General features: G+C 66.0%; 26 protein-coding genes and 1 CRISPR repeat array. Of the genes, 22 read left to right on the top strand and 4 right to left on the bottom strand.

The annotated features are described in order from the left end of the window. Positions 1 to 55 precede the first annotated feature (55 nt). The 20 genes from cas13a (at position 56) to GPJ75_RS06860 (ending at position 20,934) form a co-directional block, all read left to right on the top strand. Positions 56 to 3,733 carry a type VI-A CRISPR-associated RNA-guided ribonuclease Cas13a gene (cas13a, locus tag GPJ75_RS06955; protein ID WP_163266467.1) on the top strand — a complete coding sequence of 1,226 codons (3,678 nt, stop codon included), beginning with the start codon at positions 56 to 58 and terminating at the stop codon, positions 3,731 to 3,733. A gap of 36 nt (positions 3,734 to 3,769) precedes the next feature. Beyond that, positions 3,770 to 4,134: a CRISPR direct-repeat array (repeat unit 36 nt; unit sequence GTTGGAGATCACCCCTGGATGACGGGGGACTGCACC). 213 nt (positions 4,135 to 4,347) lie between these two features. Further along, positions 4,348 to 5,529 carry a phage protease gene (locus GPJ75_RS06950; RefSeq protein WP_246248944.1) on the top strand — a complete coding sequence of 394 codons (1,182 nt, stop codon included), beginning with the start codon at positions 4,348 to 4,350 and terminating at the stop codon, positions 5,527 to 5,529. Next, a complete protein-coding gene (locus GPJ75_RS06945; protein WP_163266465.1) occupies positions 5,529 to 5,960 on the top strand; it encodes a hypothetical protein in 432 nt (143 codons plus the stop codon). The genes GPJ75_RS06950 and GPJ75_RS06945 overlap by 1 nt, the downstream gene beginning before the upstream one ends. A gap of 42 nt (positions 5,961 to 6,002) precedes the next feature. Continuing rightward, positions 6,003 to 6,896: a Mu-like prophage major head subunit gpT family protein gene (locus tag GPJ75_RS06940; protein WP_163266463.1), complete on the top strand. Its 894-nt coding sequence runs from the start codon at positions 6,003 to 6,005 to the stop codon at positions 6,894 to 6,896. Positions 6,897 to 7,022: 126 nt separating this feature from the next. Then, positions 7,023 to 7,556, top strand: coding sequence for an HI1506-related protein (locus GPJ75_RS06935; RefSeq protein WP_163266461.1), 534 nt, complete (start codon positions 7,023 to 7,025; stop codon positions 7,554 to 7,556). Between the two features lie 7 nt (positions 7,557 to 7,563). Next, positions 7,564 to 7,992, top strand: a complete 429-nt coding sequence (locus GPJ75_RS06930; RefSeq protein ID WP_163266459.1) for a gp436 family protein — start codon at positions 7,564 to 7,566, stop codon at positions 7,990 to 7,992. Continuing rightward, a complete protein-coding gene (locus tag GPJ75_RS06925) occupies positions 7,947 to 8,537 on the top strand; it encodes a phage virion morphogenesis protein (RefSeq protein ID WP_163266457.1) in 591 nt (196 codons plus the stop codon). The genes GPJ75_RS06930 and GPJ75_RS06925 overlap by 46 nt, the downstream gene beginning before the upstream one ends. Beyond that, positions 8,524 to 8,979: a phage tail terminator protein gene (locus GPJ75_RS06920; RefSeq protein ID WP_163266455.1), complete on the top strand. Its 456-nt coding sequence runs from the start codon at positions 8,524 to 8,526 to the stop codon at positions 8,977 to 8,979. The genes GPJ75_RS06925 and GPJ75_RS06920 overlap by 14 nt, the downstream gene beginning before the upstream one ends. Further along, a complete protein-coding gene (locus tag GPJ75_RS06915; RefSeq protein ID WP_163266453.1) occupies positions 8,976 to 9,161 on the top strand; it encodes a hypothetical protein in 186 nt (61 codons plus the stop codon). The genes GPJ75_RS06920 and GPJ75_RS06915 overlap by 4 nt, the downstream gene beginning before the upstream one ends. Position 9,162: 1 nt before the next feature. After that, positions 9,163 to 10,095 carry a phage tail tube protein gene (locus GPJ75_RS06910; protein WP_163266451.1) on the top strand — a complete coding sequence of 311 codons (933 nt, stop codon included), beginning with the start codon at positions 9,163 to 9,165 and terminating at the stop codon, positions 10,093 to 10,095. A 105-nt stretch (positions 10,096 to 10,200) separates the two neighbouring features. Then, the gene (locus GPJ75_RS06905; protein WP_163266449.1) at positions 10,201 to 10,527 is read left to right on the top strand and encodes a hypothetical protein; all 327 of its coding nucleotides are present in this window, start codon (positions 10,201 to 10,203) and stop codon (positions 10,525 to 10,527) included. A 107-nt stretch (positions 10,528 to 10,634) separates the two neighbouring features. Then, entirely contained in the window at positions 10,635 to 10,970 is a 336-nt protein-coding gene (locus tag GPJ75_RS06900; protein ID WP_163266447.1) for a DUF1799 domain-containing protein, read from the top strand. After that, positions 10,971 to 12,779 (top strand): hypothetical protein, encoded by a 1,809-nt coding sequence (locus GPJ75_RS06895; RefSeq protein ID WP_163265888.1) that lies wholly within the window; start codon positions 10,971 to 10,973, stop codon positions 12,777 to 12,779. After that, the gene (locus GPJ75_RS06890; RefSeq protein WP_163266445.1) at positions 12,779 to 13,408 is read left to right on the top strand and encodes a DUF2460 domain-containing protein; all 630 of its coding nucleotides are present in this window, start codon (positions 12,779 to 12,781) and stop codon (positions 13,406 to 13,408) included. Before GPJ75_RS06895 ends, GPJ75_RS06890 begins: the two co-directional genes overlap by 1 nt. Beyond that, a complete protein-coding gene (locus GPJ75_RS06885; RefSeq protein ID WP_163266443.1) occupies positions 13,405 to 14,298 on the top strand; it encodes a DUF2163 domain-containing protein in 894 nt (297 codons plus the stop codon). Before GPJ75_RS06890 ends, GPJ75_RS06885 begins: the two co-directional genes overlap by 4 nt. Before the next feature lie 111 nt (positions 14,299 to 14,409). Next, on the top strand, positions 14,410 to 15,060 hold the full coding sequence (locus tag GPJ75_RS06880; RefSeq protein ID WP_163266441.1) for an NlpC/P60 family protein: 651 nt from the start codon (positions 14,410 to 14,412) through the stop codon (positions 15,058 to 15,060). Further along, complete coding sequence (locus tag GPJ75_RS06875) at positions 15,060 to 18,956, top strand: baseplate multidomain protein megatron (RefSeq protein WP_163266439.1); 3,897 nt, start codon at positions 15,060 to 15,062, stop codon at positions 18,954 to 18,956. Before GPJ75_RS06880 ends, GPJ75_RS06875 begins: the two co-directional genes overlap by 1 nt. Continuing rightward, positions 18,949 to 19,692 carry a DUF2793 domain-containing protein gene (locus GPJ75_RS06870; RefSeq protein ID WP_163266437.1) on the top strand — a complete coding sequence of 248 codons (744 nt, stop codon included), beginning with the start codon at positions 18,949 to 18,951 and terminating at the stop codon, positions 19,690 to 19,692. Before GPJ75_RS06875 ends, GPJ75_RS06870 begins: the two co-directional genes overlap by 8 nt. A gap of 170 nt (positions 19,693 to 19,862) precedes the next feature. Beyond that, positions 19,863 to 20,054, top strand: a complete 192-nt coding sequence (locus tag GPJ75_RS27725; RefSeq protein WP_163266435.1) for a Com family DNA-binding transcriptional regulator — start codon at positions 19,863 to 19,865, stop codon at positions 20,052 to 20,054. Then, positions 20,026 to 20,934 carry a DNA cytosine methyltransferase gene (locus GPJ75_RS06860; protein WP_163266433.1) on the top strand — a complete coding sequence of 303 codons (909 nt, stop codon included), beginning with the start codon at positions 20,026 to 20,028 and terminating at the stop codon, positions 20,932 to 20,934. The genes GPJ75_RS27725 and GPJ75_RS06860 overlap by 29 nt, the downstream gene beginning before the upstream one ends. 56 nt (positions 20,935 to 20,990) lie before the next feature. Here GPJ75_RS06860 and GPJ75_RS06855 read toward each other — a convergent pair whose 3' ends face one another. The 3 genes from GPJ75_RS06855 to GPJ75_RS06845 form a co-directional block, all read right to left on the bottom strand. Then, a complete protein-coding gene (locus tag GPJ75_RS06855) occupies positions 20,991 to 22,586 on the bottom strand; it encodes a hypothetical protein (protein WP_163266431.1) in 1,596 nt (531 codons plus the stop codon). Continuing rightward, positions 22,586 to 23,323: an AbiU2 domain-containing protein gene (locus GPJ75_RS06850; protein WP_163266429.1), complete on the bottom strand. Its 738-nt coding sequence runs from the start codon at positions 23,321 to 23,323 to the stop codon at positions 22,586 to 22,588. Before GPJ75_RS06850 ends, GPJ75_RS06855 begins: the two co-directional genes overlap by 1 nt. 635 nt (positions 23,324 to 23,958) lie before the next feature. After that, entirely contained in the window at positions 23,959 to 24,432 is a 474-nt protein-coding gene (locus tag GPJ75_RS06845; protein WP_163266427.1) for a MarR family winged helix-turn-helix transcriptional regulator, read from the bottom strand. 83 nt (positions 24,433 to 24,515) lie between these two features. On the opposite strand from GPJ75_RS06845, the gene GPJ75_RS06840 reads away from it, so the two are divergent. Next, positions 24,516 to 24,836 (top strand): hypothetical protein, encoded by a 321-nt coding sequence (locus tag GPJ75_RS06840; protein WP_163266425.1) that lies wholly within the window; start codon positions 24,516 to 24,518, stop codon positions 24,834 to 24,836. 40 nt (positions 24,837 to 24,876) lie between these two features. Here the strand turns inward: GPJ75_RS06840 and GPJ75_RS06835 are convergent, their stop codons facing one another. Further along, positions 24,877 to 25,428 (bottom strand): MarR family winged helix-turn-helix transcriptional regulator, encoded by a 552-nt coding sequence (locus GPJ75_RS06835; RefSeq protein ID WP_163266423.1) that lies wholly within the window; start codon positions 25,426 to 25,428, stop codon positions 24,877 to 24,879. Positions 25,429 to 25,694: 266 nt separating this feature from the next. Here GPJ75_RS06835 and GPJ75_RS06830 point away from each other — a divergent pair, with 266 nt between their 5' ends. Next, the gene (locus GPJ75_RS06830) at positions 25,695 to 26,030 is read left to right on the top strand and encodes a cupin domain-containing protein (protein WP_163266421.1); all 336 of its coding nucleotides are present in this window, start codon (positions 25,695 to 25,697) and stop codon (positions 26,028 to 26,030) included. Positions 26,031 to 26,239 lie beyond the last annotated feature (209 nt).

Here is a 26,239-nt window from a genome sequence, read left to right as displayed (position 1 = left end):
CGGCCTCCGTCTGTGCTAGGCTTCTCAAGCTTGGGTAAAATGGGGGAGCTTAGCTATGCGCATCATCAAGCCTTACGGCCGGACCCTTGTCGAACACGACGGGGCCGGCGAACGGAAACGCGTCCTCACGCTGCGTCCGGACCATGATAGCAAGCTCGATATCGAGGCGTTTGCCAGAGATCACGACGAGCTCGTCGTTGCGCAGTGGGTATCGACCATCGACAAGATCGCCGCCAAGCCTGGCCCGCGCAAAGGCGCGACTGAAGAACAGCGCGCCTTCAGGGATCGTATCGGCAAGGCCGCCTGGGCGCTTCTGGTGCGCAACGCACTGTTGCCGGGGCTGGCGGACGCAGACCGTGCGGACAGGCTGGCCAAGATATGGAGGAGGAAGATCGCGCCCTATGGCGATCTTAGACCCAATGAGAGACCCGCGAGCGCAAAGGGTCGATGGTATGGCGCCTTCGCCGGCGAGGCCGATGTCGCCGATGTCGACGCGGGCGAAATCGCCGCGAAGATACATGAGCATCTTTACGACGCCGAATACCGGATCAGCGGCGACGGGAGGAAGCCGGACGGATGCATCGCCGCGCGCGCCAGGAGCATCGCCGTCAACGTATTGCGGCCGGCCGATTCCTCCGCCTGCGGCCAGCCTGAATGGAGCGACCGGGATCTCCAGGCCTATCGCGTCGCCGACGTTGCCAAACAGATATGGGACGCCGCGCTGAGCCGCGAAAACGGCAGGGATGGCGCCGGTACCAAGCGCGTGACGAATAGCGTCGCCGGCGGCGTTCTCTTCGAGCATTGGGCGAGAATCTTCCCCGGTCCCGACGGCAAGGCACTTTCTATCCGGGAAGCGATTGAGAAGGAACCCGGCCTTTTCGCCCTGCACATGGCCGTGAAGGATTGCTATGCGCGCATCCTGAAGCACCACAAAAAGAAGGCACCGGGCCGCCGTGAGCGGGAAAACGGCGACGTGAGCCCGATCCGCAAGGTGCTGCCGCGCGATATGGACGAACTGTTCGCACGGATCATATCCGGCCGCGGCAATCGCGACCTCAATGCCCTGGTGCGGCTGGGCAAGGTCATCCACTATACCGCGTCCGACCCGAACGCAGACCATCCGGAAAGCATCACCGAGAACTGGCCGGGCGATCTGGCGGGCAGCCACTATTGGACCAGCGCCGGCCAGGCGGAGATCAAGCGCAACGAAGCCTTTGTGCGTGTCTGGCGCCATGTGGTGGTGCTCGCTGCCCGGACGCTGACGGATTGGGGCGACCCGCACGGTGAGATCGGAAGCGATATTCTGGGCAAGGCAAACGACGCAACGGGCGCCAAGTTCGACGAAGCCGCCTTCAACCGGAAATGCGCGCTATTGTTCGGAAAGCGCGCTTCTCATTTCACCGCTGCGCCCGACCTGGCATTCAAGAAGGCGGTGCTGAAGACGGCTATTAAGGGCATGGCGGCGTTGCGCCATAAGTCATTTCACTTCGCCGGCCGGGGCGGGTTCGTCAAGGCGCTTGAGGGCATCGGCGGGCTCAATGAGATCGATCGCTTCCCGGACGTGACGCGGGCCTTGCGGACCCTCCTCGTCGAAGACATCGAAGACCAATCGCGGCAGGTGCGCGCCACGATGGTCGGTGCGCATTTCGGTGTCTATCTCTCCAAGGGGCAGGTCGAGGCGATCTATCGTGCGGTGACCGGGGCCGAGCCCGGTAGCCTGCCGCTGCCGCGCTTCTCGCGCGTGCTGCGGCGCGCCAAGGGTGCGTGGGAAGCCGAGGACGTGTTGCCCCCGCCGGTCAATCGCCTCGATCTGGAGCAACGTGGCCGACTTTGCCAGTATACCGGGCTGAAGCTTCTCTACGAGCGCCCGTTCCGGCGCTGGCTGGAGGGCCGCAGCGCCGCGAAACTCAACGGATTTATCTACCGTGCGGTAACAAGGGCGAGCGATGCGGCGAGAACCCTCAACACGAAGGAAAGCGACGATTGGCGCGACATCATCGTCGCGCGCGCCGAAAAGCTTGGGAAGGTTCCCGACGGCGGCGACATTCACGGCTTCTTCTTCGAGCTGTCGGCCGAGACGGCAAGCGAGATGCGTGTTCAGCAAGCCTATGAGAGCGACGGTGAAAGGGCGCGCCAACAGGCGGAATATATCGAAGACCTCAAATGCGATGTGGTCGGGCTCGCCTATCGCAGCTTTCTCGAGACAGAGGGTTTCGATTTTCTGCGCACGCTCGATCCGGAAGCGGCAATAGCTGAAGCGCACCGGTTCGATCCCGCGGAGCTCCCCGATCCCGCGGTCGACACCGACGCCGAGGATTGGGAGGCCGTGCTTTATTTCCTGGTGCACCTGGTGCCCGTCGACGAGATCGGCAGGCTGCTGCACCAGATGCGGAAGTGGGACCTGCTCGCCCATGACCGCACTGCGCCCGTTGCCGATGGGGGCCAGGCAAGACTCGTCGATAAGGTACAGCGCGTCTTCACCCTCTATCTCGACCTCCACGACGCCAAATTCGAGGGTGGCGAAGCGCTCACCGGCATCGAGCCGTTCCGAAAGCTGTTCGAGGAAAGCGACGGCTTCGACACGATCTTTCCACCGCAACAGGGGTATGAGGAGGACCGCCGCGTTCCCTTGAGGGGTTTGCGCGAAATCATGCGGTTCGGCGACTTGCCGCCGCTGCTTTCGATCTATGGCCGCCGCCCGGCAACGAAATCGAATATCGAGCGGTACCGGCGTGCCGAAGTAGCCGACGCGGGCGGCAGATCGGAGATCGCGCGGCTGCAGGCAAGGCGCGAGGAACTGCACGCGAAATGGGTGGAGGCCAAGAAGGAAGGACTTGGCCCGGAAGATCGGCGGGCCTATGTCGAAGCGCTGGCCGAAATTGTCCGCCACCGCCATCTCGCCGCTCACGTGACGCTGACCAATCATGTGCGCCTGCACCGTCTGATGATGGCGGTGCTTGGCCGGCTCGCGGATTTCTCCGGTCTATGGGAGCGGGACTTGTATTTCGCGACACTCGCGCTGCTTCACCGCGCCGGGAAGACGCCACGGGAGGTGTTCGAGAATGAAGGTATTGATCTGTTGCGTAACGGACAGATCGTCTATGCTCTTCGGAAGCTCAACGGTTCCTCTAACGCGTCCGCTCTCCGCTCGGGCCTATTCCCCCATTTCGGCAGCGCCTTCAAGAGGGGCGACCCGATCGGCGGTATCCGCAACGCCTTCGCGCATTTCAACATGCTTCGAGCCGCCCAGCCGCCGAACCTAACCGAATGCATCAACCGGGCGCGACAGCTGATGAAGCACGACCGCAAGCTGAAGAACGCCGTATCGAAATCCGTTATCGATCTCCTGGCGCGCGAGGGTCTCAATATTGCGTGGGCCGTGCACACGCGCGCGGGAGCGCACGATCTGGCCGAAGCCGTCTTGTCTTCGCGCCAGGCGCAACATCTTGGCAAGTTGCGGCTATTTCCCGTGAGCGGGGACGGGCGTGACGGCAAGGGTTTCTTCATCATGGAGGACCTGCATGGAGCGGATTTTGTCGAGATGGCGGCGGAGCTCTTCGGCGGCCGCGTCTCGGATAGATGGCGGGGGAAAGGATGCGTCAGCGAACTCCGCCTCGATTCCATCGATTGGAGCAGGCAACGGGAACAGAAGAAGCACGGGGGTGGAAAAAAACCGACGGGACGCGCGCGAAAGGCCAATCGTGGGCACAAGAATCGGCACCGGCGAGCGTGAATTCGTTGCTCGAAACAAGGGGTTCTGCGATATGCGGTTGGAGATCACCCCTGGATGACGGGGGACTGCACCCACGGCGAACCCGAAGAACAGCCACAGCACGTTGGAGATCACCCCTGGATGACGGGGGACTGCACCTCGTGTTTGCAAACAGCGCCATGATTTCGGGTTGGAGATCACCCCTGGATGACGGGGGACTGCACCGATTTTCATTCTTCGGTCTCCTTGTAGACTGTTGGAGATCACCCCTGGATGATGGGGGACTGCACCACTTGCCATCTTCGGTCTCCTTGAGAGCGGTTGGAGATCACCCCTGGATGACGGGGGACTGCACCCCTCCTTCCCTTGTGCAGAGAGGGCGCGGCGTTGGAGATCACCCCTGGATGACAGGGGACTGCACCACCCATCCCGCTCTCCCTTCAGGGCGCGGAGCTGGAGAACACCCCTGGATGACGGGTACTTCACCTCCTGATAGGAGGTGTTGACGAGGCCGCAAGGAAGAGTAAGTGCTTGCCGGGCTTGAATGGTTGACCACCCCGGCGGCGGCGTGACAGCCTTGGCGTCCGCCGGTCGCGGCGGTCTCTTCTAGAGGGCCCCCGTCTGAAACCCGACACATGCCCGCGTCCACGGGCATGGTTCCGCGCCCGCATCGCGGCGAAGCTGCCGCCATGTTTCGCCGCCTGCGCACCTTCCTTGCCATGCACGCCGCCGCCCCGGCCGGGGACGTGGCGCTGTGTGCCGACCTGGCCCTCCCGCAGGCAAGCTCGGGCGCGCCTGACTGGGTCCACCTGCTGCCCGCGGGAGAGATCGCGACGGGCGACGGCCGCGGGCCGTACCGGGTGCGCGACGCCGCCGCTGTGATCGCAGCCGCGAACGGTGGACGACTGCCGATCGACGAGAACCATTCGACCGACCTTGCCGCCCCCAACGGGCTGCCGGCACCGGCGCGCGGCTGGATCGTCGAACTCCAGGCGCGTGGCGACGGCGTCTGGGGCCGCGTCGAATGGACCGAGGAGGGCCAGCGCCTCGTCGAGGGCCGCGCCTATCGCGGCATTTCCCCCGTCATCCAGCACACCAAGAACGGCGAGGTGCTTGCCATCCTGCGCGCCTCGCTGGTCAACCGTCCCAACCTGCGCGGGCTCACCGCGCTTCATCAGGAGACCGACATGGACGAACTGCTCGAACAGCTCGTGAAATCGCTCGGCCTGCCGGCCGAGACCACCGCCGACAAGCTCGTGGAGACGGTGACGGCGCTTAACGCGCGCCAGGCGAAGGAGGCCACCGCGCTGCAAGCCGCACTGGCGCCGATCGCCAAAGCGGCGGGGCTGAAAGAGGACGCGGGCGCCGCTGCCGTGCTCGCCGGCGTGGAGACCCTTCGACAGGCTCAGGAGGCCGGCGGCGGGAGCGAGACGGGCGGCGACACGGTGAAGGCGCTCCAGGCCGAACTCACGACCGTGGCCGGCGAGTTGAAGACGCTGAAGGAATCGAGCGCGAGGAAGGCGGCCGAGGCCTTCGTGGACGGGGCGATCAAATCGGGCCGCGTCGGCGTGAAGCCGATGCGCGACCATTACGTCGCCCGCCACATGCAGAATCCGGCCGATGTCGAGAAGGAGATCGGCGCGTTGCCGACGCTCGGCGCGAACAACGTGCTGGTGCCGACCGAGCCGCCCGCGAAGGAGGGCGAGATTGCACTCCAGGCTGAGGAACTCGCCGTCTGCCGCATGCTCGGCCAAGACCCGAAGGACTACGCCGAGACGCTCAAGGCCGAGCGCGAGGCCAACCAGGAGGCGCTCTGATGACTGCTCTGACCCAAGACAGGAACACCGCCGCCGCCCTTGGCGACATGCGCGAAGGCGGCGTCGCCGCTTCGACGCTGATCTATGCCGGCGCGATCGTCATGCGCGACGCCGCCGGCTTTCTGGTCGAGGGCCAGACGGCCGCCGGCCTTTACGGCGTCGGCCGGGCCGAGAAGCGCGCCGACAATGCGGCCGGGGCCGACGGCGACATTTCGGTCAAGTACCGGGCCGGCACCTTCCGCTTCGCCAACTCGGCCGCCGCCGACGAGATCACGATCGCCGACATCGGCGCGCCCTGCTTTGCTGTCGACGACCAGACGGTAGCCAAGACCGACGGCACCGGCACGCGCTCTCCCGCCGGCTTCGTCGACCACCTCGACGATCTCGGCGTCTGGGTGCGCTTCGACGAGGCGATGGCCCGGCTCGCCTGACCCTTCGACAAGCTCAGGACAGTTTTCACCGAGGACGCATTCATGATCATCAACACCGCCAATCTCGATGCCATCAGGGTGGGCTTCTCCACCGCCTTCCGGCGCGGCCTCGGCCAGGCCGAGAGCGAATACGGACAGATCGCCACCACCGTCCCCTCGACCACCAGGGAGAACAAGTACGGCTGGCTCGGCAAGCTGCCGAACCTGCGACAGTGGGTCGGCCCGCGCGCCGTGCACGGCATTGCCGAGCACGACTACGCGATCAAGAACATCTCCTGGGAGCTGACCTACGGGGTCGACCGCGACGAGATCGAGGACGACAATCTCGGCGTCTACGAGCCGATGTTCGTCGAGGCGGGCGAGTCGGTCGCAGCCCAACCCGATCTGCTCGTGTGGGACGCCGCCAAGGAAGGCTGGTCGCGCGAGTGCTACGACGGCCAGAACTTCTACGACGGCGATCATCCGGTGCTCGATGCCGACGGCACGCCCTATTCGGTGTCGAATACGGACGAGGGCGGCGCGGCACCGTGGTTCCTGATGGCGACCGGGCGCTCACTGAAGCCCTACATCTTCCAGGAACGCAAGAAACCGATGTTCGTCGCCAAGGACAACCCGCGCGACTCCAACGTGTTCACGAACAAGGAGTTCATGTACGGCGTCGATTGCCGCCGCAACGTGGGCTATGGCTTCTGGCAGATGGTCTTCGCCTCGTCGCAGCCGCTCACCAAGGAGCGGTATATCGCGGCGCGCGTGGCCATCATGGAAATGAAGGGCGACTACGGCCGGCCGCTCGGCCTGCGCCCCAATCTCCTGGTCGTCTCGCCGTCGAACGAGGGGCCGGCCTTCGACGTGCTGAAGGCCGAGCGCGACGCGGCCGGCGCGACCAACACCTACCGCAACACGGCCGAGCTGCTCGTGTCACCCTGGCTGGCTTGATTTCGCTCACGGGCCGTATCGCCGCCTGATGGCGGCGGGCCCTGCGCGGGCGCGGCGAACGATCGCCGGGCCGCAGTCGCGGCCTCGGCCTTCAGGCCGGGGCGGAAACTCGCGGAAGGAAACGAAATGGCGAAGCGTGCAAGCAAAGCGAAAACTGCGGGGGCCGCCAGGCCGGCCGCGGCGCCGCAAACGGACTCCATCGAGAAGGAGGGGCCTGGTGCGGCTCGCAAGGCCCCCAGCACCGACAGTGGGGCGGCGTCCCTGGAAAGGTCGCGCGTAGGAGTTCATCCCGCCGCTCCGCAAGTGGAAGGGACCGGCGCCAACCTGGAAGGGAAAAATGCCGGTCCCGAACCGGATGGGGACGAGGCCGGCCCCACGACAGACACGGACGGAGGCGGCCTCGTCCTTCCCGAGGCGATGACACGCGAAGAGTTCTTCGAACGCTATCCCCGGCTGGCGGCTGCCTTGGAGGCGTGGGGCCGGGCCGAGAAACCCGAGGCCCTGAACCCGACGATCCGCATCGCCGCCCGGCGCGACGGCTTCCGCCGCTGTGGTATGCGTCACCCGAAGGCGGCCACGGACCATCCGGCCGGCCGCTTCACGGTGGATGAGCTGGAGCGGCTCCTCGCCGAGCCGAAGCTCAAGGTGGAGCTCGTCTGAGGCGCCGATGGCCTACTGCACGCTTCAAGAGCTGATCGAGCGCTATTCGGAGCGGATGCTGATCGACATCTCCGACCGCGGCGACGCGCCTACGGGCACGATCGACGGGGACTTGATTACCCGCGCGATCGCCGACGCCGATGCGCTGATCGATGGGTATCTCGCCGCCCGCTACCGGCTGCCGCTTGCAAGCGTGCCGCACCTCGTGCGCGATCTCTCCTTGCGTGTCTCCATCTACTACGCCCATGCCCATGTGGCGGAGGAGAAGATCAAGCGCGACTACGAGGAGGCGCTGGCCACCCTCAAGCGCATCGCCCAGGGCCTCATCAAGCTCGATATCGACGGCGTCGAGCCGCCAGGCTCGGGCGCCGCCGAGGTGCGCGTCGGCGAGTGCGAGCGGCCGATGACGGTCAAGAGCATGAAGGGTTTCATCTGATGGCCGGCGCGCGCTTCGAAGTGACGCTGGACGGCGCCGAGGAGGCGCTCGCCGTGCTGGCGCGGACGATCGACAGGACCGAGGACAAGCGCGGCCTGTTCGACGCGGTCGGCGCCTCGCTCGTCGTCTCGACGCAAGCCCGCTTCGAACGCGAGGAAGATCCCGAGGGCAACCCCTGGCCGGCGTCTCTGCGCGCGCTGCTGGAAGGCGGCCGCACGCTGACCATGACGGCCCGGCTCGTCTCCTCCATCACGCACGAGGCGACGGAGAGCTCCGTCGCGGTCGGCACGAATGTCATCTACGCCGGCATCCATCAGACCGGCGGCACGATCCGCGCGAAGACGCCCAAGGGCCTGCGTTTCCGATCGGCCGGCAACGGCCAGTGGGTCACCAAGCAGGAGGTGACGATGCCGCGGCGCGCCTTCCTCGGTCTCGACGCCGACGACGAGGCGGAAATCATCCAGCTCTCGGCCGACTGGCTGGGCGTGGAGAACGACGATGGTTCGACAAGCTCACCACCGGGAGGCGGCGTTGCTGGTAGCTGACCTCCAGGCCCGCATCGAGGCTGAGGTGCCGCAGCTTTCCGGGCGCGTCCAGACGGCGGCCGAGCTGTCGGAGCTCGTCCGCCGCAAGGCGCTGCCGCAGGCTTCTCCCTTCGCCTTCGTGCTGCCGCTCGGCCTGCGCCCGCAGAGCTCCGGAGACGCAGCCGCCGGCGCCTTCACGCAAGCTGTGGAGGAGGCCTACGCCGTCGTCATCTTCGCGCGGGCGGCCGGCGACGTGACGGGCGGCAAGGCCCTGCCTACGATCGATGAGGTGTTGTGGGCCGTCGTCAACGGCGTGTGCGGCTGGGGCCCGGACTCCTCGACAGGCTCGGAGGCCATCGGCGTCTTCCACCTGTCGCGCGGGCAGCTCCTGTCGGCCGAGGCCGGCGCCGTCATCTACCAGCTCGATTTCGGGCTGCTTAGCCAGGTGAGGATCATCGCATGACGAAATCGCCGAAATCGACGCCCGGACGGAAGCTGCCCCTGCCGGCGGGCGGCGGAAGCTTCACGCGGGAGAAGGACGGAAGCCTGCGCCAGGTCGCCGGCACCAGGCCGCCTGGCGCCGCGCCCGATCTATCCGCCGCAGCCCCTGAAGCGAAGGCGGAAGACGCGATAAAGGAGCAATAATATGCCCATCAAATGGCGTTCGAAAATCCTGCTGGCGAAGCCCGAGGCGACCTACGGCACCGATGCCGCGCCGACCGGCGGCGACAACGCCATCCTCGCCACCAACATCGTGCTCACCCCGATGGAAGGCCAGGATGTCTCGCGCGAGCTGGAGCTGCCGTGGCTTGCCGCCCAGGCGACCATTCCGTCGGGCCTCCACATCCGCCTCCAGTTTCGCGTCGAACTCGTGCCGTCTGGGGCGGCCGGCACGGTGCCCGCCTGGGGACCGCTCCTGCGCGCCTGCGCGGTGGCCGAGACCGTCTCGGCCGGCGTCGACGTCGTCTACAACCCGATCACCGACGACCACGAGAGCGTCACCATCCATTTCTGGGTCGGCGGGACGCGCTTCGTGGCGCGCGGCAGCCGCGGCACATGCGTCATCCGTGCAGACGCACAGGGCATCCCCTATCTGGAGTTCGACTTCAGCGGTCTCTTCGCGCAGCCCGCCGAACAGGCGCGGCCGGTGCCCGACCTCTCCGCCTTCCTGAAGCCCGACCTGGTGACCAACGCCAACACGCCGACCTTCCAGATCGACGCGCAGGACTTCGTCATGCGCAACTTCTCGCTCAACCTCGGCAATCAGGTGGAGCCGCGCTTCCTGGTCGGCTCGGAGAGTATCCTGATCACCGACAAGTCGGAGCTGGCGACCGTCCAGGTGGAAGCGGTGCCGCTTTCGACATTCGATCCCTTCCAGGCCGCGATCGACCAGGACGAGGTGCCGCTGACGCTCGTCCACGGCACGGCCGCCGGCCGCACCGCCACGCTTTCTTTTGCCCAGGCGCAGCTCCAGCGGCCGCAGGGGCTGGAAAACGCGCAGAACATCATGGAATGGCCGCTGCGCCTGGTGCCGCTCCCCGCTGAGGGCAACGACCAATGGACGCTGACATTGACATAACCTCGCTCACGGGCCGCACCGCGCCTTCGGCGCTGTCCCTGCGCGGGCGCGTTCGAAACGTCGAACGGGCGGCAGTCGCCGCCTCAAGAGGAAAAAGGAGAAGACATGTACCGGCTCGACCCTGCACCCGAGTTCTGGACCCCCGTCAACGTCCGCAGTCCGGGCGAAGGTGGAGAGACCGAGACCTTCCGCGCCAAGTTCAGGGCGCTGACGGTGGACGCGTTCAACGCGCACGATCTTTCCACCCCCGAGGGCACCAAGGTGCTGCTCGACGAGGTGCTAAAGGACATCGACGAGGTGGAGGCGAAGGATGGCTCGCCGCTGCGCTACACAAAGGCGGTGCACGATCATCTGTGCAATGTCCCCCACGTCCGCACCGCGTTGATCGCCGCCTACCACCGCGCCTTTTCCGAGGCGCTTGCGGGAAACTGAGGGCCGCCGCGCGGGCCTGGGCGGCAGGGACGCTTCTTGATCCCTCGAAAAGCTCGGGACTGACCGCGGCGGGGGCCCATCGACAAGCTGACGAAGAGGAAGAAGCGGTGCGCGACGCGCGGCGCTGGGGCCTTCCGGAGACCGAGATCGAGGCGTTGAGGGTGGTGCTTGGCGGCTCTAGATCGGAGGCCGGCTTTTCCGGCGTGTGGCCGCAGAACCGCGAAACCGTCGATGCCTTTGTGGGCGGCGCCTCGCAGTGGCGCACTGCACTTGCCTTCGAGGCCGGCCGGCCGCGCACGCTCTGGATCGGATTGGACTACGCCGGCATGGCCGTCGCCCTTTCCGCCCGCGGGCTCGCGCTGTCAGCCGGGCTGCTTTCGGGCATCCAGGTGATGGAGATGGGCGCCCGCGACGCACTGAACGCAAGCCACAGAGGGGCTTAGATGGCGCTACGGACCCGGCTTGTCATCGAGGGCGATGCCGAAGGCGCCAAGAAGGCGCTCGAGGAAACCGGCAGCGGCATCGAGACGCTCGGTAAAAAGGCCGAGCGCTCGGCCGAGCCCGTGCGCGACGTCAGCGAAGGCTTGAGCGAGGCGGCGCGCGAGGCGCCGCAAGCGGCGAAGGGGATCGACCAGGCCGGCAACGCCGCCGCCACGGCCAGCGGCAAGTTCGGCGGCTTCCGCAGCGCGATCCTCGCCCTCGGCGGGGGCCTGGCCGCCGGCATCGGCATCGGGCTCGTTACCGCGGGCTTCACCGCGGCGGCGGGCGCGGCGGGCGAATTCTTCACGGAAATCCTGTCGAACACGCCGCGGATCGAGCGCGACCTGAAAAGCCACGAGGCGCTGGTCGCCCGCATCAAGGGTGCTTACGACGAGGCGCGCGGCGCGGCCTCGCAATACGGCAACGAGAGCCGCGCGCTGCTGACCTTCCAGACCCAGCAGGACGTCGGCCGCTTGACGCGCGACCTCACGGACGAGCTGGCGCTCTTCGGCCGCGACGAGCTCGACGTCGGCCGCGGCGGCACCTTCAACGAGGCGCTCCAGCGCGCCGGCGGCGCTTCCCTCGGGCCCTTCCGGGAGGAGGTCGAGACCCTCAGGCGGGAAATCCGCGAGGGCGGCGGCGACATCATCGCCTTCCGCGACAGGATATCGGAGATCGCTTCCGGGCTGCCGGAGGATTCGGGCTTCCGCAGGATCGCCGAGGACATCCTGGCGACCACGGAGCGGGCGGCCGGGCTGGCGGAGGAGCTCAACCGCTCGGTCGATCTTTTCCGGGGCCTCACCGGCGACGCCGAGGCCGCCGCGCGGGCGCTCGGCGGCTCGGCCGACAAATTCGAGCTGGGCGGCGAAGCGGCCGCCGGCGCACTGCCGTTCCTGGAGCGCTACGACGCGCTGCTCGCGTCGATCGGCAGCCGCGGAGAGGTTGCGGGCGTCGGCGTGCCGGCGGGCGTCGGGCCCGGCCAGGGCGGCTCCTTCGCCGCCGGCGGCTTCACCGGCCACGTGCCGGAAAGCCAGATCGCCGGCGTCGTGCACGGTCAGGAGTTCGTCTTTGACGCCGCGTCGACGGCGCGCATCGGCGTCGCCAACCTGGAGGCGATCCGCCGCGGCGTGGGCGGCTTTCAAGGTGGCGGCTTCGTTGGCCCGTCGACAGGCTCGGGGGCGGCGGGGGGCGCGGGTACCTTCGCGGCGCTTTCCAGCGAGCTCCGCGTCCTCCAGGGCTCCATGCACCAGTTCGGTTCGACGCTCATCAGGTCCGGCAATGCGGCCTCGTCCTTCGAGCAGGTCATGCTCTCGGTATCGGACCGGCTGCTCGATGCGTCGCTGCGCCTCGTCGACCAGTTCCTGTTCGGGTCGGGCGGCAACGACCTCGGCGCGCTCGGCGGTTTCGTGCAAAGCCTGTTCGCCCCCGCCGATCCGTGGGCCGGCCTGCGCTCCGTCACCGTGCCGATCGGCCATACCGGCGCGATGATCGGTGCCGCGGGCACGGCGACGCAGACGGTCGATCCTGCCGTCTTCATCGGCGCCCCGCGCCTTCACGGCGGCGGCTCGCTCCAATCCGGCGAGGTGCCTTTCATCGGCATGGCGGGCGAAGAGGTGGGCTGGCCGGACGACCTGCGCCGCAAATATGGCGGCGCTGCCACCGTCAACCAGTTCTACATCGAGACGCCCAGCCCGCGCGCCTTCGCCGAGAGCGCGATTTCGGTCTCGCGGTCGGGCGCCCGCCTCGTCAACCGCGCGGCGAGGTACGGCTGATGACGCCCTTCATGGACGATATCGTCTTTCCGATCCACGTCAGCCGGGGCTCGCCCGGCGGCCCCGACTGGCCGGCCGAGGTCGTCGAAAAGTCGTCGGGCTACGAGGAGCGCAACACACGCTGGTCGGCACCGCTGCGCAGCTACGACGCGAAATACGGCGTGCGCACGCCGGATGAGCTCTACGAGGTGCTTTCCCTCTATCATGTCGCCCGCGGCCGGCTTCGCGGCTTCCGCTTCCTCGACTGGACCGACTACCGATCGGGCCCGCCCGGCAAGGCGCCCACCCCCCTCGACCAAGGGCTGGGAACGGGCGACGGCGAGACGACGGCCTTCCAGCTCGTGAAGACCTATACCGTCATGGGCGAGACCTTCGAGCGCGTCGTCACGCGGCCCTACGGCACGATCCTGGTGGCGATCGACGGCGTCGCGCAGGCGTCCGGCTACACCATCGACCGGGCCACCGGCATCGTCACCTTCGACGCCGCACCGGCCGAGGGCGCGGACCTGACCTGGGGCGGCCAGTTCCACGTGCCGGTCAGGTTCGATTGCAAGCTCGACCAGATCTCGCTGCGCACGGCGGCGATCGGCGACATCCCTTCAATCTTCCTCCAGGAGCTACGCGAATGAAGACCTTTCCACCGGGCCTAACAGTGCTCCTGCAATCGGGCGTAACCACGCTCTGCACCTGCTGGAAGCTGACCCGACGCGACGGCGCGGTGCTGGGCTTCACCGACCATAACCGGCAACTCTCCTTCGACGGCGTCGACTTCGAGGCCGAGAGCGGGCTGAAGGCGTCGGAATGGGCGCACAATCTTGGGCTGGCGATCGACACGGTGGAGGCCGACGGGGCGCTGACATCCGAGGCGCTGACCGAGGAGGACCTGGAAAAGGGCCTGTGGGATGACGCGGCGGTGGAGATCTACCTCGTCGACTGGTCGGACACGGAAAACCGGGCGCTGATGGGCAAGGCCTCCATCGGCGAGGTGAGCCGCGGCCGCTTCGCCTTCCGCGCCGAGCTGCGCGGGCTGGCGCATGTGCTCAACCAGGAGGTCGGCCGTATCTACGGTCATCCCTGCGACGCTGTTCTGGGCGACGGCCGCTGCCAGGTCGACCTCGACGACCCCTCCTTCAAGGGCACCGGCACGGTGACGGCCGTCTCGGACAACCGCCTGTTGACGGCATCCGGCCTCGACGCGTTCGACGACGGCTGGTTCGCCGGCGGCGTGCTGAGCTGGGAGACCGGCGCCAACCAGGGGCTGAGGACGGAGGTACTCGTCCACACGAAGGCCGATGGAACGGTGAACCTGGCGCTGGTCGAGAAGGCGCCGCAGGACATCGTCGCGGCCGACACCTTCACCGTCACGGCCGGCTGCGACAAGAGCTTTCCCACCTGCAAGGCGAAGTTCGACAATGTCGTCAACCACCGCGGCTTTCCGCACATGCCGGGCAACGACAGCGTTTTCACCTACGCGGTTCCCGGCGAAGGAGACCACGATGGCGGCAGCTTTTTTAACTGATTTCGCTCACGGGCCGCGCCGCCGCTTTCGCGGCTGGCCCTCCGCGGGGGCGCGCAAAAGTGCGCGACGGCCGGTCGGCCTGGCGGGCTTCGCCCGGTTCGGAGGAGCACGATGACGCAAGACGAGTGGAGAAAGACAATTGTCGCCGAGGCACGGAGCTGGATCGGCACGGCCTATCACGGCCAGGCGAGCGCCAAGGGCGCCGGCTGCGACTGTGTCGGCCTGGTGCGTGGCGTGCTGCGCGGGATCGGCGGCGTCGAACCGGAAAAGGTGCCGCCCTACACCGGCGACTGGGGCGACGTGACGGGGACCGAGACGGTGCTGGAGGCTGCCCGTCGGCATCTTGTCGAAATCCCGCCCGCACAGGCGCAAGCCGGCGACGTGGTGGCATTTCGCGTCCGCCGCGGCCGCATCGCCCGGCATTGCGGCATCCTCACCGGCGACGGCCGCTTCATCCACGCATGGGAGGCGTCGCCCGTCTGCGAGGTTGCCCTTGGCGACTGGTGGCGCCGGCGCATCGTCGCCGCCTTCGCCTTTCCGTTTGAATTGCCTCGCGGCCGCACCGCCGCTTCGCGGCTGGCCTCCGACAGGGCGCCCGAAACGTCGGGCGGGCAGCGGTCGCTGCCTCGGCCTGCGGCCGAAGGGCAGGCACCATCGGGCGGAGCCCGCAAGGCCGACCGGCCGTCGCGCACTTTTGCGCGCCCCGCCGGAGGCCAGCCGCCGGCAGGCGGTGGTGCGGCCGTGAGGCAGGAGGGTTCCTGATGGCCTCGCTGCTCCTCGGCGTCGCGGGCAAGGCGATCGGCGCCGCGCTCTTCCCCGGCTCCTTCGGCCTGTTCGGCGCCACCATCTCGGGTGCCGCCATCGGCGGTGCCATCGGGTCGGCGGCCGGCTACTTCATCGACCAGACGCTGTTCGCCCAGAACGTCAGGGCCGAGCAGAAGGGCGCAAGGCTCAACACGGCCACCATCACCTCGTCCGCCGAGGGGACCGCGATCACGCGCCTTCAGGGGCGCCGGCGGCTGGGCGGCCAGATCATTTGGGCCACGCGCTTCGAGGAGGAGATTTCCAAGGAGACCCAGACATCGGGCGGCAAGGGCGGCGGCAAGGTCTCCGTCACCACCACGACCTATCTCTACTACGCCAATCTTGCGGTGGGCCTGTGTGAGGGGAAGGTCTCGCGCATTGGCCGCATTTGGGCCGACGGCAAGGAGGTCGACCAGACCGAGATCACCGTGCGGAAGTATCTGGGCGACGAGGAGCAGATGCCCGACTCGCTGATCGAGGCCAAGGAGGGCGCCGGCAACGCGCCGGCCTATCGCGGGCTCGCCTACGTCGTCTTCGAGCGGCTGCCCTTGAACGAGTACGGACGGCGCATCCCGCAGATCACCGTCGAGGTATTTCGTTCGGTGGGCGACCTGGAGCCGCTGGTCAAAGGCGTCTGCCTGATTCCGGGCGCAACCGAGTTCGGCTACGAGCCGGAGGCCGTGGTGCGGGAGGTGGGTGAAGGCGACACCGAAAGCGAGAACCGCCACGCGCTCACCGGGCCGTCCGACTGGCACGATTCGCTCGACACGCTGGAAGCTCTGGCGCCGGCCTGCCAGGCCGTCCTCTTCGTCGTCGCCTGGTTCGGCAACGACTTGCGCTGCGCCGCCTGCGAGATCAAGCCGAAGGTGGAGAGCGCCGACCGCGTCACGCTCAAGGGTTCAGAACCCTTCGACTGGGAGGTGGCGGGCCTGACGCGGGCCGAGGTCGACGTGATGAGCCAGGTCGACGGCGCACCAGCCTTCGGCGGCACCCCGAACGATGCCAGCGTCATCGCCGCCATAAAGGACCTGAAGGACCGCGGCTTTGCCGTGATCTTCTATCCCTTCGTGATGATGGACATCGAACAAGGCAACACGCTGCCCGACCCCTATTCGAACAATGCCGGCACCGTGGGCCAGCCGGCCTATCCCTGGCGCGGTCGCATCACCTGTTCGCCCGCACCCGGCTTCACTGGCACGCCCGACAAGACGGCTTCCGCTGGCGGCCAGGTGGACGATTTCTTCAACGGCACATGGGGCTACCGCAATTTTGTCCTGCACTATGCGCAGCTTTGCGCAGGCGCCGGCGGTGTCGACGGCTTCGTCGTCGGCTCGGAGATGGTGGGGCTCACCACCGTGCGCGACACGGCGTCGACCTATCCCTTCGTCGCCCATCTTCAGGCGCTGGCCGGAGACGTGCGCGCGATCGTCGGCGGGGCGACGAAGATCGGCTATGCGGCCGACTGGAGCGAGTATCACAGCCATCGGCCGGCCGATGGCTCGGGCGATGTGTTCTTCCATCTCGACCCACTTTGGGCGGACCCGGAGATCGACTTCATCGGCATCGACAACTACCTGCCGATCGCCGACTGGCGCGACGGCACCGAGCACGCCGACTACGACCCGGACGGGCCGACCACCACCTACGACCAGGACTATCTGAGAGGCAACATCGAGGGCGGGGAATATTTCGACTGGTATTATGCCTCCGACGCCGATCGGGACGCGCAGGCCCGGACGGCGATCACGGACGGCGCCTATGGGGAGCCGTGGGCCTTTCGCCAGAAGGACATGAAGAGCTGGTGGAGCGGTGCGCACCACAACCGGCCGGACGGCGTGCGCGATCCCGCGGCAACGGCCTTCGTGCCCGAGGGAAAGCCGATCTGGTTCACCGAATTGGGGTGCCCGGCCGTCGACAAGGGCGCCAACCAGCCCAACGTTTTCGCCGACCCGAAATCGAGCGAGAGCGCGGTCCCGTATTTCTCCTCCGGCGTGCGCGACGATGCCATCCAGCGCGCCTTCCTGGAGGCCGTCATCACCTATTGGGAAGACCTCTCCAACAACCCTTCAAGCGGCGTTTACGCCGGCCGCATGATCGAAACGAACCGGCTTTTCCTGTGGTCGTGGGACGCGCGGCCGGCGCCGAGCTTCCCGCAGGACGGGCGCACGTGGGGCGATGCCGACAATTGGGAGCTGGGCCACTGGCTTTCCGGACGCCTGGGCGCGGCGCCGGCGCGCGAGACGGTGATCGACATCTTCGAGCGCGCGGGCTTTTCCGACTACGACGTCAGGCCGATCGGCAGCGTGGTGGACGCGGTGGCGGCCGAGCAGGTGATGTCGCCGCGCGCGTTGATCGAGGCGCTCGCCTCCGTCCACGCCCTCCAGGCCGTCGAGAGCGGCGACGTGATCCGCGTCGAATCGCGCCTTGGCCTGCCGACGCGGGCGACGCTCGCCCTCGACGACATCGTGCGCCCCGAGGAGGGCGAGGAGCTGACGCGCACGCGCATGCAGGAGACGGACCTGCCGGCGGAGGTGAGCCTGACCTATTCCGAGCCGGTCTCAGACGACCAGCCGGGTGCCGTGCGCGCCATCCGACAGACGACGACATCGCGCCGCACCGCGCCCCTGCAGGCGCCCGTCACCATGCCGGCGTCGAAGGCGCAGGGCGCCGTCGAGCGTATCCTGCGCGACCAATGGTGGGGCCGCGAGACTATCGATTGCGGGCTGCCGCCCTCCATGAAGGCGCTGGAGCCGGGCGACATGATCCGCTTTGCGGCGGACGGCGAGACCTACCGCATTGCCGAGTTGACCGACGCCGAATACCGCCGCATGCGCGCGGGTCGGTCGGAAAGCGACATGTTCGCGCCGGGAAGCGGGCCGAAGCGCGAGCGCGGAACCTCGCCCAACCTTGCCACGGGCGCCGCCGCCTACGCCTTCATCGACGGGCCGCTGCTTAATGACGACGACAGCCCCTGGGGCGCCTATGTGGCAGCCCGCGCGAGGCCCTGGCGCGGCGGGGTGGCGTTCTACCGCTCGCCGGAGGAAACCGGCTTCACCCTCGACACGCTGGTGAGCGAACCCGCCGGCATGGGGCGGCTCGCCTTCGACTTCTATGCCGGCCCCGTATCGCGCTGGGACAACGGCAACGAGCTGTGGGTGGACATTGCCGGCCGGCAGCTCGCCTCGGCCGATGCGCTTTCCGTCTTCGCCGGCAGCAACGCACTGGCCGTTGAGAATGCGGACGGCGAATGGGAGATCGTCCAATTTGCCGATGCCGAGCTGATGCAGCCCGGCCGCTACAGGCTGACACGCCTCTTGCGCGGCCAGAAGGGGAGCGAGCATGCCATGCGCGCTCCCGTCGCCGCCGGCGCCCGCGTCGTCGTGCTGGACACGGCACTCAGGCAAACCGGCCTGACACGGGATGACAAGGACACGGTGCTGAACTGGCGCATCGGCCCGGCCAACCGCGATGTTGCGGACAACACCTACAAGGCCCAATCGCTGGCGATCGCCGCCCGCGCCGCCCGGCCGCTCTCGCCGGTGCATGTGCGCGGTGCGATCGAGGCAGCCACCGGCGATGCGGAACTGACGTGGGTGCGCCGCACCCGCATTGGAGGCGATAGCTGGGCGCAGGTCGAGGTGCCCCTGGGCGAGGAGACGGAAGCCTACGAGGTGGACGTGCTGAACGGCGCCGAAGATGTCGTGCGCACCATCGCCGTCGCCGCCCCCGCCGCCACCTACGCCCAAGCCGACCAGACCGCCGACGGCATCGCGCCACCCTTCGACGTGATCGTCTACCAGCTCTCGGAGAGCTTTGGCCGCGGCATAGGAGAGAGGATCACCGTCTATGGCTGACACCACCCACCTGGGATTGCCCCTGATCGCCGCGAGCCAGGCACAGAAGCACGTTACCCACAACGAGGCGCTCACCATCCTCGACCAGCTCGTGCAGCTCTCCGTCATCAGCCGGCAACTCACCGCGGCGCCCGGCGCACCGGACGACGGCGACCGCTATATTCCGGCCGCGGGCAGCACCGGCGCCTGGGCGGGCTGGGACTTCAACGTCGCCGTCTATACCGGCGGCGCCTGGGTGAAGCTGGTGCCGCGCGCGGGCTGGCGCGCCTTCGTAGCCGACGAGGCGGACCTGGTGATTTACGTCGGCGGCGCCTGGGCGCCGCTCGCCAGCACGCTGGGGCTGATCCAGCTCGGCCCCTCCACTGTGGTCTCGCAAGACGCCGCCGGCAGCCGCAATTCGATGGTCATTGAGGAGGAGCTGCTGTCGGGTCTTTCCGGCGCCACCGTCGACTCCTCCATCGTCATCCCCAACCGCGGCATCGTCTTCGGCGTATCGACACGCACGGTGACGGCGGTCACCGGCGCCACCTCCTACGACTGCGGGATTGCCGGTGAGCCGTCGAAGTTCGGCGGTTCGCTCTCGATCTCGGCCGGCGGCACGAACGCCGGCGTCATCGGCCCGCAGGCCTTCTATGCGGATACGCCCATCCGCCTGACGGCGAACGGCGGCAACTTCACCGGCGGCGCCGTCCGCATCGCCATCCACTACTTCATGCCCACGGTGCCGCAGGAATGACGATGACGCCCATGCCGCCCTGACCACGGATGGCCGGCGCTGTTTAAGCGCCGGCGGCGGGTCGATCGCCAAACCAAGCCCGCCCGACGGCCACCGAAGATCACCGCCGCACCCGCTGCCCGGCTCAAGGCCGGGCGGGCGGAAGGTGGCCGAAACGCGGTTAAGCCCGAATGAAGGATTTCCGATGCGGCAGATGCCGCGCCTTGCTCTTCAGAGCGAACAACGATAGGAGCGAAATCGAGATCAAGTGCCGCCGCTGCGGCGCGATCAATCATTTGAGGCCCGCCGAGCCCGAACCCGAACGCCAGGAGCGTCGGACAAGGGAAAGCTCGTGTGGCTCTATCTGCCCCCCGAAACGATGAACTTGCTGGCATCGCACTGTGCGCCGGCGTTGGCGGACTGGAGCTCGGTCTCCATATCGCGGAACCCGGATATCGAACTGTATGTTTCGTCGAACGGGAAGCCTTCGCCGCGGCCGCCCTCGTGGCCAGGATGGAAGACCAGGCCCTGGATCGCGCGCCTTTATGGGACGACCTTGCTACCTTCGACGGCCGCCCGTGGCGCGGCAAGGTTCATCTCGTCTCTGGCGGATATCCCTGCCAGCCCTTCTCCTATGCCGGCCGCAAGCGCGGCGCGCGCGACCCGCGGCATCTGTGGCCGCAAATCCGCCGCGTCGTCTCGGAGATCGGGCCGGAATGGTGCTTCTTCGAGAATGTCGAGGGCCATCTCGATCTGGGCGCCGCCAAGGTCGTCGGCGACCTTCAGGACCTGGGCTATAGCGTCAAAGCGGGCCTGTTCTCGGCGCACGAAGTCGGCGCGGCGCACTTCCGCCGGCGCTTCTTCATTGTGGCCCACGCCGACGAGAAGCCTTTACTGCAACCGCATCGAGATGGAGCTGTCGGCCGAGGGGATGAAGCTGCGCGACGATCCCGGCCAGACGGGCAGCCAGGTGGCGATCGGCAAGGCGGCGAAGCTGTGGACGATGATCTGGCTGATCGTGACGAGCTGCGCGGACAGGCCGAAGGCTTTCAGCTTCCGCTCTTCGCACCCGCTCCATTTGAGTTTGACCGCTGGGGCGAGATACTCGGCCGGCGACCTGACCTTCAACCCGAACTTCTCGGACTGGCTGATGGGATGGCCGATCGGATGGACCGCGCCCAGGCTGCCGGTAACGGGGTGGTCAGCCTGGCTGCGGCATATGCGTGGCGAACTCTCAAGGCTGCCCATTTTGGGGGCGGATGAGTGAAGGAACCTTGGGCGCAGAAATTCTCTCTTGGACGGGACTGCTAGGCAATTTGTCATGAATCACGACTTCCCGGCTTGGCGAATTTGGGGCGAATGTCTCTCAGCCAATCCTCCCACCACGACATCACCTCGGGCCATTCAGCCTGGAACGGGAAGGGTTTTTCCACTGCGCTGCGGCCTGGTACTTGATCGTGCAGGCTGGAAAGGTGCCAGTCCGCAAGATCGTCAGCGGCGCCCTTATCGAGTGCGGACAGAAAACTATCGTCCGTGCAGGTATCAAGAACGATCTCTAGGTCGTCGACATACTTGATCAGCACCGCCCGAAAGTCTTCGTCGATCGCGTGGGGAAGTTTTTCGGCGGCCCGCACCCGCGCGCGCCTCATGATTTCTTCCCGCATCTCGCGCGACATGTCGGCCCAGCTGTCCAGTGTCAGGACCATCCCCAGCGCATTCTCATGAGTGGGCCCAGCATCTTGGATGTCACCGCACCGCGCATCGGCGAAATACCGCCAAATCTGCATCACGCCGTTTGCCAGCTCGTCTAGACCGGCGGATTTCAACACCGCGTCCATCTCCCCGAATTTGGCCAGGAAGGGTGCCTTCTTGGCCTTGCACTCGATGACCACGCGCACCTCTTCGCCGCACATCAACCGGATGTCGGGCGTCCGCTGCTGTCCCTTCTTGTAAATGGTCTCAGGATGGACAGTGATGCGCTCCAGGCTCCCGCGCAAAAGGGTGACGCAATAGTTCTCGAAATTCTTGCCGAGCTTGTCGTTCAAACGTCCGCCACCATCAACCAGATCGTAGTACAGGCCCCGCGTGTAGCGCTCCATCACGAGCTCGGGAATCGGCGCAAAGATGCGCCGCCCGTCTTTGGAGATCAGGCAAGGCTTCTCGCGCAACCTGCTGGGCTTGTACGCCACATAGGGATGTGCCGCCCTCATCGAAGTTGCTTCTTTTCGGGCCGAGAGCACCGTTTCCGACAGGATCGTGAATGCGGCATCGCGCGTTTCGTCGGATAGCCCAACTGGCTTGGCGTCGACGTTCAAAGCGATGGCTGGATATGCCTTGAGGTGGCTATAGGCAAGGAGGCCAACCCTTGAAAAGTCGCCCATGGATATCCCGTGCTTGGCGCGAAAATGCTCCTCCGCCTCCGGGAAATGAAACAGCATCGTTGACCTGAACAGCGACGTTCGGTTCCAGTTGTCGCGCTGCCAGGAGAACTGGCGCTGCGCGATGCGGGCCATCCCCGACAGCACATGGTTCTGGCTGAGGAAAATGCTATCGTCTGCGTTTTCGAGTTCCATTATTCTGTTATGCAATCCCCCTAGATTGTTCAAGTCCTTGCAATTGAGGACGTGGACACGCTGACTGTTCAGGCGCGTTGGCGTCGTCAGATACTCGTTGACGAGCGTCTCGAGTGTCCAGAAGTTCAATGCCGCCGGCTTCTTCAGGCCTTCGATGAGTTCTGGTGGTGCGATTTGAAACTGTGCAAGCCCCTTGTCGACATGCCCGTACTTGATTGCGGCGCCGGCCCAGATCATTGTCAGAAATTCGTCTGGAAAGGCCATCGACAGCATTTTTGCGAGCTTCTTCCGCGCGCGATCGCGCCGCATAGCGAGAGCAGCCGCTGAGCGATCCGCGCTCATCAACCGTCGCCTGACCGTTGGCGCGGGCGCGTCGGAATGTCGAACCGGCAGTTGCTCCACAATTGTTCCGAGCAGCGCCTGGCAATATCGCGCGAACCTTCCCAATCGAAGCTCGAACCGTTGAGCGCAAGATGCAGGTTGTCGGCGATCTCGACCGTCTTTTCGAGCACCCAGGTCTCGTCGCCGTATTTCGCGGCGCGTCGGACCTCGGCTTGTTCGCCGAGCTTGGCATCGGGCAGATCCAGATTGTGGGCGATGTGGCGATCCCGGTACGAACGAATCGCCCCGAGCTGTTCCGAGCGCACGACGGCGGTGCACCCATCGATGGCCGCGCGAAAGCGTTCTCCCGTCCTGCCAACCTCCATTTGCGCCCGCTCACCCCGATAGGATTGCAGCCAGTGCTGCTTTGCCTCGATGAGTAGTGGGTCTTCGACGGGATTGAGATCGGCCATCAGCATGTCGTTGAGGTAATAGGCCCGCGTGTTGTCGATCACAGCGTCGAAGATCTCGGCCTTGTCGATCAGTTTGATGATGGTCGGAATGCTTTCGCGATCAACTCGCGGGGCGTCCCACAGGGCGGTGAGGCGAATGACCTCGAAGAGGTGCATGCTGGCCTGGAACTGGTTGAAGGCATGCCCCGCGTAGGAGCGCGGAATCTGACGTGCGAGGCTCCCGCTATAGACGGCATAGACGTTCGCTTCATGCATCTGAAACAACCCGCAAATGTGGTCGATCAAGCGCGCCGTCCTGAACTTTGCCAGTTTCAGCCGCTCGTGATCCGACAGCGGTTCTGGAAATCTAGGCACTAGTTGATCGCCTTTTCGGCGTCGCGGATCAGCCCGATGAACTGCCGCATCGCCTTACGTGTGGTCGTGACGTTGTAGAGATTGCACACGTTTCCGTCCTTGCCCCTTTTGCGATGACCTTAAATATTAGCTTTGGCGAGATGGGAATGGTCAAGTGGGGCTGAAGCCGGCTGGCGTCCGCTCCCGATGAGAAAATCCGCTTGGCCGATCTCCACGCATCCCAAACCGAGGGCCAATGCGCGGATGAATGCATCGCAGCCACGCGGGCATCGGGGCGCTTGACCGAACGCTCGCCGTCATTCTTGTCGACAGAACCAGCGTGGGTTCAATCTTGATTGGTGAAGGCCTGGCGCACCCTTGGAGAAGGTGGGGCGCAATCTGGTGCGATTGGTGTTGAAGAGGCCTTCAACGGATCAAATGGTCACATCAAATCGATGCCAACTAAACTTGCGCGACCGTGCCAACTGAAATTGCGCGCTACACTACGCCTGTCCAGTGAGATGCGGGGACATGTATCATGTCATTGAGACCGCCACCCTCAAACCCTCCCCTCCGGATGCGATGGCCTAGGCGGAGGTTTTGTCTGGATCTTTCTCTGTGGCCGGCAGCAAATGTTTCAGCGCATCGCTGAGCGCTTTAAAGCGTTCCTCACCGAGCAGGCGCCGATAGCGCTCTTCGATCTTCTTCTTAACGTCGTTGGAATCGCGAAGGGCCGAGAGGCCCTTTTCTGTGTGGACGACGATGCGCCCACGCCGGTCCCGGGGATCGGGCATCCGGGCGAGAACGCCTTCGGCCTCCAGCCCGTCAATAAGCTGCTGCACCGCCTGCTTCGTGATGCCCATGCGCTCGATCAGATCGGCCTGGCGCGTGCCCCGGCGGGCGATGTGCCCCATCAGCGTGGCGCGCGCGTCGGTGAACCAGGGATGGCCGGCTTTTCGCATTTCGGCAACGAATTCGCGCTGCCAGGTGCGGCTCGCCTCCCAAAGGCGCCAGCCGATGTGATCCGGCCATGCTGATCTTTCATCAAGTCTCTTGACCATTTTTATCGCCTCACCTATAAGTCAAGTATCTTGACTATCAATCGTGACGCAAGATCGTTCTCATCGTCCAGGAGTTAAAGCACATGCCCGTTCTGGAAAACACTGCCCTCGCCCTCCTCCTGGTGGGCACCACGCACGTCCTTTCCGTCGGCGGCAAGGAGGCCGTCATCTATTACGAAGACGAAGACACCGCCCATATGCTCTTGCCTGACGGCACGGCCTATACGGGCTCATGGCGCATGGAAGCGAAGAGCTATGCGGTCGACTGGCACGATGGGCCGAGCGCCCGCTGGATGCTCGACCGCTATGCGCCGGGGAGGATCGCCTATGTCGAGGCAGACGGGGAGCGCCGGGCGGAATTGAAGCGTATCGTCTTTGGAAATTCGGAAAGCCTGCCGAAATAGCGCGGCTGCGGAGGGAATTCGCGCTGGCTCCAATCTCCCTTCAGCCTGGGCCCGGCGCTCCGCTTTGCGCCAGGTCATTCTCGATCCCGACAATCAGCTTTCGCAGCAGGCCCGCGAGCGCCTCGCGCTCTTTCGCGTCCAGAGCCTGCAGAAACGGGGTTTCGTTCGCCATGTCCGTGCGGAAGGCTTCTTCGGCGCGTGCCACGCCGGCCTCGGTCAAGGCCACCTGGACGCTGCGCCCGTCGTGCGGCGATTTTTCGCGCCGGATCAGCCCCGCCTTCTCCAGCCGGTCGAGCCTGTGGGTAAGGCCGCCCGAGGAGATCATGAGGGAGGAATACATCTGCGTCGGCGTCAGCCGGTAGGGCGGGCCGGAACGGCGCAAGGTTGCGATCACGTCGAATTCGCCACGGTCGAGACCGAAACCGGCGAAGGTTGCCTCGATGCTGGGGCGCACGAGGTTCGACAGCCGGAAGGCCCTCCCCAGGATCGCCATCGGCTCGGTGTCGAGATCGGGCAATTCCCGCGCCCACTGCCAGCGCAGCCGGTCGACGTGATCCTCCGCCCAATCTTCGTTTCCTTCGGTTTCGTCCATCACCCTGCCTTAGACCAGTTCATCGTTTCACGGAATCGATGAACTGGTCCAACTCCTTGTCTTGTCGCAATTCCGGACGGAAAACCGGTTTCCACTTTTCCTGGAATTGCTCCAGTTGCCGCAGGCAAAGCATACACTTTGCGGGACTGCCAGCAAGATATCTCGACAGGAAGAAATATTATCTTGACAGGAAGACAATTCCCATGGATATATCTTCCCGAGAAGATAATTTTGACCCGCGACAGCGCGAGAAGGAGGTACACGGCATGTTCAGGATCCTTCGTCACCGGGAGCCACAGCCCGGCCAGAGCCGCACGGTTCGCTTCGAGGGGCGCGACCTTGGCGGGCCGGTGTCTTTCTTCCTGGTCGATGCCGAGCCTGGCCGGGGATCGGGCTTGCATGTCCATCCCTATTCGGAGACCTGGGTGGTCAGGAAAGGCGAGGCCGAGTTCACCGTGGGCGACGACAAGACACGGGGCTATCCGGGAGACATCGTCGTCGCGGCCGCCAATGTTCCGCACCGCTTCGAGAATGTCGGCGCGGAACGGCTCGAGCTCGTCTGCATCCATCCCAGCGACGCGATCGTGCAGGAGAACCTGTGAGGCGGATTTGCTCCTCGCGCGAATGGCAGGGCAGCGACCGCATCGACGCCGACATTCACGCCGGGGCGCCCGGCGCGCCAGGCAATCGCAAATGGCGGTTCGGCCCCCGCTCGTCCCGCTTCGCGGGCTGCCTCTTCCTATGGATTTTGAGTCCTTGATCGGACCCCCACCCCTCACCCCTCCCCTCAAGGGGGAGGGGGGCGCCGACG

This window comes from Chelativorans alearensis, from assembly GCF_010993735.1.
GTDB lineage: Bacteria > Pseudomonadota > Alphaproteobacteria > Rhizobiales > Rhizobiaceae > Chelativorans > Chelativorans alearense.
Note: the sequence above shows the minus strand (reverse complement) of the source record. Positions and strands in the feature narration are given on the sequence as shown.